This is a genomic window from Paenibacillus sp. FSL R5-0810 (assembly GCF_038002285.1).
Taxonomy (GTDB): Bacteria; Bacillota; Bacilli; order Paenibacillales; family Paenibacillaceae; genus Paenibacillus_AQ; species Paenibacillus_AQ lactis.
In genome coordinates this window covers 46,308-53,593 of record NZ_JBBOCF010000002.1, presented here as the reverse complement: position 1 = coordinate 53,593, position 7,286 = coordinate 46,308, and the positions used below count along the sequence as shown (strand labels likewise).

Annotated in this window: 15 protein-coding genes; 1 reads left to right on the top strand and 14 read right to left on the bottom strand. The window is 47.3% G+C overall.

Annotation, left to right across the window (positions count from 1 at the left end; all coding sequences use genetic code 11):
- The first annotated feature begins 94 nt into the window (after positions 1–94).
- Positions 95–427, top strand: a complete 333-nt coding sequence (locus MKX76_RS29705; RefSeq protein ID WP_341035162.1) for a hypothetical protein — start codon at positions 95–97, stop codon at positions 425–427.
- Positions 428–448: 21 nt separating this feature from the next.
- On the opposite strand, the gene MKX76_RS29700 is transcribed toward MKX76_RS29705, so the two are convergent.
- From MKX76_RS29700 to MKX76_RS29635, 14 genes are all read right to left on the bottom strand, one after another.
- Complete coding sequence (locus MKX76_RS29700; protein ID WP_028403938.1) at positions 449–655, bottom strand: hypothetical protein; 207 nt, start codon at positions 653–655, stop codon at positions 449–451.
- A gap of 41 nt (positions 656–696) precedes the next feature.
- On the bottom strand, positions 697–1,185 hold the full coding sequence (locus MKX76_RS29695; RefSeq protein ID WP_034272328.1) for an ArpU family phage packaging/lysis transcriptional regulator: 489 nt from the start codon (positions 1,183–1,185) through the stop codon (positions 697–699).
- A gap of 83 nt (positions 1,186–1,268) precedes the next feature.
- A complete protein-coding gene (locus MKX76_RS29690) occupies positions 1,269–1,760 on the bottom strand; it encodes a hypothetical protein (protein ID WP_341035161.1) in 492 nt (163 codons plus the stop codon).
- A gap of 136 nt (positions 1,761–1,896) precedes the next feature.
- Positions 1,897–2,070 carry a hypothetical protein gene (locus tag MKX76_RS29685; protein WP_157462155.1) on the bottom strand — a complete coding sequence of 58 codons (174 nt, stop codon included), beginning with the start codon at positions 2,068–2,070 and terminating at the stop codon, positions 1,897–1,899.
- Complete coding sequence (locus MKX76_RS29680; protein ID WP_341035160.1) at positions 2,060–2,470, bottom strand: hypothetical protein; 411 nt, start codon at positions 2,468–2,470, stop codon at positions 2,060–2,062. Before MKX76_RS29680 ends, MKX76_RS29685 begins: the two co-directional genes overlap by 11 nt.
- Positions 2,467–2,664, bottom strand: a complete 198-nt coding sequence (locus tag MKX76_RS29675) for a hypothetical protein (protein WP_341035159.1) — start codon at positions 2,662–2,664, stop codon at positions 2,467–2,469. Before MKX76_RS29675 ends, MKX76_RS29680 begins: the two co-directional genes overlap by 4 nt.
- Entirely contained in the window at positions 2,657–2,956 is a 300-nt protein-coding gene (locus MKX76_RS29670) for a hypothetical protein (protein ID WP_341035158.1), read from the bottom strand. Before MKX76_RS29670 ends, MKX76_RS29675 begins: the two co-directional genes overlap by 8 nt.
- A gap of 133 nt (positions 2,957–3,089) precedes the next feature.
- Positions 3,090–3,488 carry a hypothetical protein gene (locus tag MKX76_RS29665; protein WP_341035157.1) on the bottom strand — a complete coding sequence of 133 codons (399 nt, stop codon included), beginning with the start codon at positions 3,486–3,488 and terminating at the stop codon, positions 3,090–3,092.
- Between the two features lie 157 nt (positions 3,489–3,645).
- Positions 3,646–4,563: a phosphoadenosine phosphosulfate reductase family protein gene (locus MKX76_RS29660; protein ID WP_341035156.1), complete on the bottom strand. Its 918-nt coding sequence runs from the start codon at positions 4,561–4,563 to the stop codon at positions 3,646–3,648.
- An 80-nt stretch (positions 4,564–4,643) separates the two neighbouring features.
- Entirely contained in the window at positions 4,644–5,246 is a 603-nt protein-coding gene (locus MKX76_RS29655; RefSeq protein WP_341035155.1) for a hypothetical protein, read from the bottom strand.
- A gap of 28 nt (positions 5,247–5,274) precedes the next feature.
- On the bottom strand, positions 5,275–5,652 hold the full coding sequence (locus MKX76_RS29650) for a hypothetical protein (protein WP_341035154.1): 378 nt from the start codon (positions 5,650–5,652) through the stop codon (positions 5,275–5,277).
- A gap of 18 nt (positions 5,653–5,670) precedes the next feature.
- Positions 5,671–6,102 carry a hypothetical protein gene (locus tag MKX76_RS29645; protein ID WP_341035153.1) on the bottom strand — a complete coding sequence of 144 codons (432 nt, stop codon included), beginning with the start codon at positions 6,100–6,102 and terminating at the stop codon, positions 5,671–5,673.
- Positions 6,103–6,186: 84 nt separating this feature from the next.
- Positions 6,187–6,756: a hypothetical protein gene (locus tag MKX76_RS29640; protein ID WP_341035152.1), complete on the bottom strand. Its 570-nt coding sequence runs from the start codon at positions 6,754–6,756 to the stop codon at positions 6,187–6,189.
- Positions 6,757–6,950: 194 nt separating this feature from the next.
- Positions 6,951–7,277, bottom strand: a complete 327-nt coding sequence (locus MKX76_RS29635) for a hypothetical protein (RefSeq protein WP_341035151.1) — start codon at positions 7,275–7,277, stop codon at positions 6,951–6,953.
- Positions 7,278–7,286 lie beyond the last annotated feature (9 nt).

Below are 7,286 nucleotides of genomic sequence, written 5' to 3'. Positions count from 1 at the left end.
TCACTGTTAGTGCACTCATATATCTAAAAAGATGTCATGTTTTCAAGTAACCATCATAAACTAAACTATCGAATGTTGAGAGAGGAGTTTTGGAATGATTTCATTAGAAGACGTTAATAAAGGCGACCTACGTGTTAGCATTGATTTTGAAGAGATTGAGCGTAATTCAAACAAAAAGTTTGCTGACCGAATTCAGAACCTGAAGGGCAGACCTCTTGATTATACTTATTGTAAGTATGAACAAAGCGATGAATATTTTTGTATTTACCTCGCTGTAGGGCATTACATGGAGAAGCACGACTGTACCGCTCATCATAATATTTACTATTGCCAGTATCACATACCAAGTGAAATCATTTCAATCAATTCATTTCCTGTTGATTTTCTGAACAAATTTAACGCCATAGGGATCTCTGCACCTAAGTGAAGAAGAACAGAGAAAAGCCGCTCAATCATTCTGAGCGGCTTTCTTCTTTGCTTGTCTGATCGCAATTTCAGCGATCGTTTTGTAGAGATCGTCGAGAGCGCTTGTTGGTTCGTCACATGGAGGAATGACAATGCCAATGAGTCCGTTTTTCCCTTCGATGTATTTTGTGACACGCTCTTTTATATCGACCTCTTGATCATGCTGGACAGGTGCCTGGGTGGAATCCATGTGCTTTGCCCCCTCCTCTGTGCTGCTTAGGTAATGTTTATTCAAGAAAGATCCTCGTAATGTTCCCCTTTTGGAGGGGTAAGTAATTTTTTTATATCGATGATCTTGAAATAATCCAGATTAAAAGCCAACCTGTAAAACGCTGTCCATCTTATCTTTGCGTAAAGGTCTTTGCTGATCGGCGGGTTAAAGATGAAGTTGTAAACCTTCAGATCCGTCACCGTCTCATCCTTCATATACCGTTCTTGAATTAGGAGACGTTCTCGGGGATACAACTTATTCACTGCCCTCTCGACCTTCTCGCAATACTGCTGTCTTGCTTGTGGTTCGTACACGTTGTAAATGGCAACATCAGCAGTCTGATCGCTGGTTACATTTGTAGGCCCGTGAAATCGCTCCGTGCTGCTGGCTGTTATACTCGCTTCACGTTCCTCGAATGTTATTGTCTTGAATATGCGGTACTTTTCCAGAGCCGACTCGACAGCTGCCTGCGTTTTCTTCCTATCCAATTCGGGAAGCTCGAATGACATCTGGGTCATTTCTTCACCTCAATTTCTGTTGACTGGAGAAAAGTCTCCCCCGGCCGGAGCCGGGGCTTGTGCCTTACACTCAATCAAAGCGGCAGATCATCATCATCTGGCATCGGTGGGCCGTCTCCCTCAGCTGCCGCAGCTGCCTCCTCAAGCGTCAGCTGGTTCGGGTCCTTCTCTTCGACCACTACCGTTCCGTCGGGATTGATCTTGCCGCGGATGCCTTCCCTTGGCTCATTAAACTCCTCAATGCTCATCTGGCTTGGTGCCACCCCAAGTTCTACATTACGACCAGCGAATTCATAAAGCTTTTGAGCCTTGCCATCTCGGTCGCCTTTAATACCGAACTTCATGACAGTCTTCTTACTGTCGCGCTGCATGGAGATAAACTCGGCCGATACATCTCCGCAAACATCATCTCCTCCGACTTTCAGGGAGAGAACTACGATGCTTCCGGAGAGCTCGAACAGCTCCATCTCTTCGCCAGCATCCTCCGATCCCTTGATTTCAAACTTTAGGATTTCCTTCTTGTCATCTTTCTGCATGGACTTAAAAAGCACGTTCATATTGATCATTGGTTATTTCCCCTCTCAGATTATTTTTTTATGAATAATTCCGCGCATTCACAGCAGATCACAAGCACATTGCCATTTTTGCTATTCTTGATTCTGTGTTTCGCTGGCTTCTCTTCACACAGTTCACAATCCTTGATCAATACTCTCCACCTCGCTTAAGATACTTGCCGCTGTACCCCTTCCGCGGCGCGGTGATCTCATATTTCAATCCGCTGTTTCTTGGCTCTGGCGGCTTGTCTGCTCCGATCGCTTTGAGGTGCGCTGCCAGCTTCTCCGGCGGCCAGAATTCACTTTTCCCTTTATCCAGCATCAGGCTCACCTCCACCCTCAAACCGATATATGATTTCTTCCACGACTTCGCCGATCCCCAGCTCAAAGTTCCATTCCTCTTCGAACCTTTGCTTCAACCAATCCAGCGAACCCTCATAACGTGCGAGCTGCCGGCCCCGATCATAGAACCGCTGCCTGTCCGCGTAATATTTGCTGTTGATCCGGGCGATTTCTTCATTCGCGGTTCTAAGTTTTGATTGAAGATCCTTTACTTCTTGGAGCCAGTAGATGAGAGGTTCTGTCCACGCCTGATACTCGCCAGCGTCCCATATGATCTGTGCCCATTCCATATCCTTTTGCCAGTCCCGATCTCCTGGATCTATGGTGGATACTCGATCAGCTTCATCGAGTGCTGTATCTAGCTTTTCTTGGTTAGTCACTGGACCCGACCACCCTTCTTATTCTCAGCATGCATTTCCGCTAAGCCGTGCCAGGTGTCGCGCTTAATAGCTTCGATCAGCTCAAACACTTCGCGGTGAGACATCCCATAGTCATCGACCAGCATCCCCATTGCTCCAGCTATAATCAATGCTGGCGGGCAAACCTGCCAATTCTTTTTGAATTGATTATTCATCCGACACCTCATCCACCCAATGATCAACGCGCTCTAAAACCCACTCCACCAACTCGCGATTTATCTCGTCTTCCGACAATCCCGAGCAATCGACTTCATCTGATTCCTCTATCCCGTAAAAGCAAAGGTTGAATTTCTTAATCACTTGCTCTTCTTCTTTCACGCCCTCCGGATTCGACTGCTGCTCACCGTCTGCGAGTAACCTACGTAATCGTTCGTTATCAGCTGTGCAACTGGACACGATCCCATTCAAGTGTTCGTTTTCGGCTTTTAGGCGATCGATTTCTTCCATCGATTCGGAGCTACGGTATCCACGAGACGATACATGTTGTAAAGAATCGAGCCGATTATATTTCGCTCCAAGAGTTGTCCCATATATTCACGATTTTTTTGCAACTGGTCTTTAAGTTCCACGGAGGAATTTATCATAGCTTCTTCCCGCCATGCCGCCGCGGCCGGGTGGCGTTATACGCCATCTTCTCGGCGATTGCTTGTTCCAGATCAATCCCGTACCGCCCACAGGCGTCGAACACTCGGATTACGATGTCCGCGAGCTCCGATGGGACACCGCAAGGCTTCCCTAAATGGATAATGCCGCCCCATTCCATAGCGCTACTTCTGTGCGTCAACTTTCCGTAGTTGGGATGTTCGTACTCATACCAGACCTCCGTCGGCTGCTTTCCGTTCCGATGGTCCTCCAGCGCCTCAGATGCTTCCGAGTGGATCAATGAGATGATCTCCCCGAAGCTGCGCGATTCGTCCCACCAGCCTTTCGAAACTGCGTTTTGATGTGCTGCCTGGACCAATTCATTTATGGTTTTCATTTGTTCTTCTCTCCTCTTTATCAGTGACATCTCCCTCCCTGGGGTGTAAACTGCCCTCTCAAGTGAGCCACATTTTTTTCACAACTGCCGGATTGTCTCGTCCCGATCGGCAATAATCATCATGTCTTTCCACTGGAAACCCTTACGCTATTGTCCGTCATTCGCATAACCCATATTGACTGGAGCAAACAGGGATATCTTCCATTTCGATGGCTTTGATAAGATCGTACTGTTTCCCTCCCCATGTCGTCTTAGACCACTCCACTTCATCGTAAATCCCCTCAGTATCACGCCCGTTAGCTGTTGGAAAAAAGCTGCCCGCCCCTCTCTTGCTCGCTTTCTTGACCGTTTCCTCCCATTTGGCGATACGATTAATTTGTTCGGGGAAACGCCGGGCAATCTCGAACAATTCCTGCTTTCCGCAATTAATGCAAGGCATACATCCCACTCTCCCCATCCCCATTGTGTAAAGTGGATTGGGTTTGATTCCATGTCGCCGGTGCATTTCAAAAACTTCCTCAACTGTCCATTTGAGAATCGGACGATAAATCCGGTATCCTTCTGGAGTATCTTCCCATTCTGCTAATTTTGCCCGAGCAGCACTTTCTTGCGCTCTAACTCCTTGCCAACTTATTACCTGATATCCAGCCTCAAGTAATGGTATATAGACTTGTTCCAGGTTAGGGATAATTTTCAGCTCTTGTGTACAAAATCTACGCTTTGTCGACGGGAACCTTCCTTTCCATAGACATAAATCTAGAAATGGATTCCCCGTTGGATGAAGCATTTCAAGTGCCTGCTGGACGATTTCTTCTGACACGCCATCATCTCGCCACTTCGTCTGAACCACTTCTCGTTTATGAGCGATTTGCTTGGAGAAATCAGCTTTAACTCGCTTGATCGGCCCAAGAACCGATTCTAGATAATCGATATATTCGTAGGTCATTGGGTGCTCGTTCCCAGTATCATTAAAAACGGCACTGACCTCTACGCCGAGCTCCTTAATAGCGTATATCCACATAGCCGTGCTGTCCTTGCCACCGGAAACGGTCATAACATTAATAGTTTCTGTCACTTCTTTCCCTCCCGTTATTAGTGTTGGTTGTATGACGGTCTCTCCATCTCGAAGTATTGTGCATCCCCGGTTACCTCCAGTTATGGGGCCAGCTTGTCAGCGATAAAGAAATTCCCCCATTCATCACGTTTCATATGTTCGTCCGCCGCTTGTCTTACCAGCAGCTTCTGGCCGCATTTTCGGCACTTGACCGTTTTCTGGTCTTCCTTGATATAGTCATTGGATCTATCTCGGCATTGTGGATTTTTGCACCAGTAACGGAGTTTGTAGTGTGGAACTCCCTCCTTATTTTTGATCCCGGTTTGATACCACTCGGGCTCTTCGGGTGGAGCTTCTTGCTGCGGCGCGCCCCCAATCATTTCCCCGATCGTCGGGTTGAGCGTCCTCTTCGAATTGATTAGTTCCGGCTTTTTAATCTCGACTTCATCCTTGCTCGGTCGTGACTCGAGCTGTTGCAATCGCTGATTAATAGCTTCTGAGACTTGCTTTTGGATCTCCTCCGCTTTCCCTTGGCTGTGGACGACGATTTCAGGAGAGTAAACTGTGGTTTGCATTGGCTCCTTTTCGAAACCAAAAAGGCTGAAAAATCCCCGGATAACATCGGTTTTATTGGACTCGGATTCCTCCGTAATTAAGAGTGATCCTTGCTTCTTTTCAGTTTGAAAATCCAATCTAATCGCCATATGAATTCTCCTTTGAATTAAATTTGATTTAATCCTGAACCGGCTGCACCTTGAACTGACGCCCAGCGATGTCGATCACAGCCTCCTCTTTCAGGTTGTAGATGAACCCTTCAGTCGGCGTAAGGTTGTGTATGATTTCGGCAGCCGTCCTGAACTGCTCGTCTTCCGTGTCATTAATCGTCACTGTTTGAAGGCCGTCCCACTGCTCCCGGATCTCCTCCGCTTTCAGTAGCACTTGCTCCACCATTGGCTTGCTGATCCGCGGGTGACATTCCATAGCTTCCCGCATATGAGTAATGCCCTTGGCATAGGCTCGGGTGTGGATGTCATTCATCCACTGCCAGAAGGTTTTTGCCGACATTGATTTGACCTTCTGGAAGACTCTTCGCTTCTGGTTTTCGTCCATTTAACTTCCATCCTCCACTTAGCGATTTTCCCATCTTCCGTATCTCGTCATATCCGTCATGAATTTGGCTTCATCCATTTCGATAATTGATGAGTGCTGAATGAATATCCGGCTACGAAGCAAGAACGTCCCTTTGAGACCTAAGACTGTTCCAAGGTGATAGATATATTGCCGGCCATTCTCTTCCTTTTGGAGAGACATTCCGCAAGAGAGCTTGATATTATCTCGAAGCCTTGAAATAAACTTAGGCCACTCCTTTTCAGCGAATGAAAGGCTGCCGTTCTTATACCAGTCCAATGCATGGTAATTTGTGCTATCATCCGGGCCATAGAACACTTTTTCACCAGATGTTTTTTCCAAATACTGTCCATAAGTCAGCAAAGCCTCATGATAAATTTCACAGCGATAGAAATATCCGTCTGGCTGGGGGCTGTAAATTTGTTTCTCCATTTTGATCATCCTTCCCTCAAAATAAGAACTGTTGTTCCGTCATTTGGGTGTGACTGTCCGCCGCAGGACCTGATCGGCCCCGGGTTACTCAACTTTATTTAAAATGGATTCTAATACTTCGACCTGGTACGTTTCGGTGTCGAGCAACGGTTTGTACTCTCGCATCAAGTAGAGATTCAAAGCAATTCTGGCGATGATGTAAGCATCCACGACGTTATCGCTTTTATGGGTGTATCCAAAGTGCTCAAGGGCAGCATCCTTCATCACCTTCTTCTTCTCGTTATCCTTGAACCTGCGTTTTTTGCCATTCTCTATAATCCACCCGGTTACCTTGACATACTTCTTTGTCCAGGCCGGGTTGACATCCCAAAACGCCAGCCCCTTCCGGAATATCATCGTCCGCAGCCCGCCGTGGATCATTCCGGTTGTCACGCCCATCTGCGTACCCATCGCCGGCTGCTCAATTGATATTTCATCCTCCGGCTTAATGATCTTATAGAACTGGTTTTCAAGAGAAACGAGCTGCTCGGTACTAATCCCGCCCTTAACTTTTCGACCTTCACCTTTGAGCTCATCTTCAAAGATCACATTCCCTTGTTCATCCAGGATCACTACTCCGGTTTTCGTTGCTGGATCCACTCCGACGAATCTCATCTCATCGCCTCCCGGCTCCAAGGAATCCGCCAGGATATTTGGTTGTACAAATAGCGCTGATAGGAGTAGATACTTCTGCGATAATAAGCATCTGTCTCAATTCGAATCCCCTTTAAATGATCGCTGCAGACCTCCACTAGGGCCCACGTTCCAGCAGCTTTGTGATCACATTTCGAAAACTTACACTTTCCCATTTATCTCGCCACCTCCCAGGAGCGCTGCCGGGCATACTCATTGATCTTCAGAAGATGATCTTGATTAGCACGTACAATCACATCGGCAAGTACCTTTGATGCTTCCCCGGGCGGCAATACCTCCCTAGCCTGCTGCCGGATCATTCCAACAGTCACCTGCAGCACATCCAGCAGCTCGCTGAGCATTCGGCGCTGATCGAAGTCAGCAGACTCGATCTCCTCTATGAGTTCGTTCGCTTCCTCTTGAAGCTTCACCCGCATGTCGCCGGGCTGGTAACCTCGGATTGGGTAATCCAGGACCGGTATTGCAATGGTTATATATTGCATCGTTTCCCC

Excerpts from the sequence above, each read along its gene's own strand:
- MKX76_RS29665 (WP_341035157.1), bottom strand. The coding sequence starts at position 3,488 with ATGAAAACCATAAATGAATTGGTCCAGGCAGCACATCAAAACGCAGTT.
- MKX76_RS29645 (WP_341035153.1), bottom strand. The coding sequence starts at position 6,102 with ATGGAGAAACAAATTTACAGCCCCCAGCCAGACGGATATTTCTATCGC.
- MKX76_RS29685 (WP_157462155.1), bottom strand. The coding sequence starts at position 2,070 with ATGCTGGATAAAGGGAAAAGTGAATTCTGGCCGCCGGAGAAGCTGGCA.
- MKX76_RS29655 (WP_341035155.1), bottom strand. The coding sequence starts at position 5,246 with ATGGCGATTAGATTGGATTTTCAAACTGAAAAGAAGCAAGGATCACTC.
- MKX76_RS29635 (WP_341035151.1), bottom strand. The coding sequence starts at position 7,277 with ATGCAATATATAACCATTGCAATACCGGTCCTGGATTACCCAATCCGA.
- MKX76_RS29700 (WP_028403938.1), bottom strand. The coding sequence starts at position 655 with ATGGATTCCACCCAGGCACCTGTCCAGCATGATCAAGAGGTCGATATA.
- MKX76_RS29640 (WP_341035152.1), bottom strand. The coding sequence starts at position 6,756 with ATGAGATTCGTCGGAGTGGATCCAGCAACGAAAACCGGAGTAGTGATC.
- MKX76_RS29690 (WP_341035161.1), bottom strand. The coding sequence starts at position 1,760 with ATGATCAATATGAACGTGCTTTTTAAGTCCATGCAGAAAGATGACAAG.
- MKX76_RS29670 (WP_341035158.1), bottom strand. The coding sequence starts at position 2,956 with ATGGAAGAAATCGATCGCCTAAAAGCCGAAAACGAACACTTGAATGGG.
- MKX76_RS29695 (WP_034272328.1), bottom strand. The coding sequence starts at position 1,185 with ATGTCATTCGAGCTTCCCGAATTGGATAGGAAGAAAACGCAGGCAGCT.
- MKX76_RS29650 (WP_341035154.1), bottom strand. The coding sequence starts at position 5,652 with ATGGACGAAAACCAGAAGCGAAGAGTCTTCCAGAAGGTCAAATCAATG.
- MKX76_RS29705 (WP_341035162.1), top strand. The coding sequence starts at position 95 with ATGATTTCATTAGAAGACGTTAATAAAGGCGACCTACGTGTTAGCATT.
- MKX76_RS29675 (WP_341035159.1), bottom strand. The coding sequence starts at position 2,664 with ATGAATAATCAATTCAAAAAGAATTGGCAGGTTTGCCCGCCAGCATTG.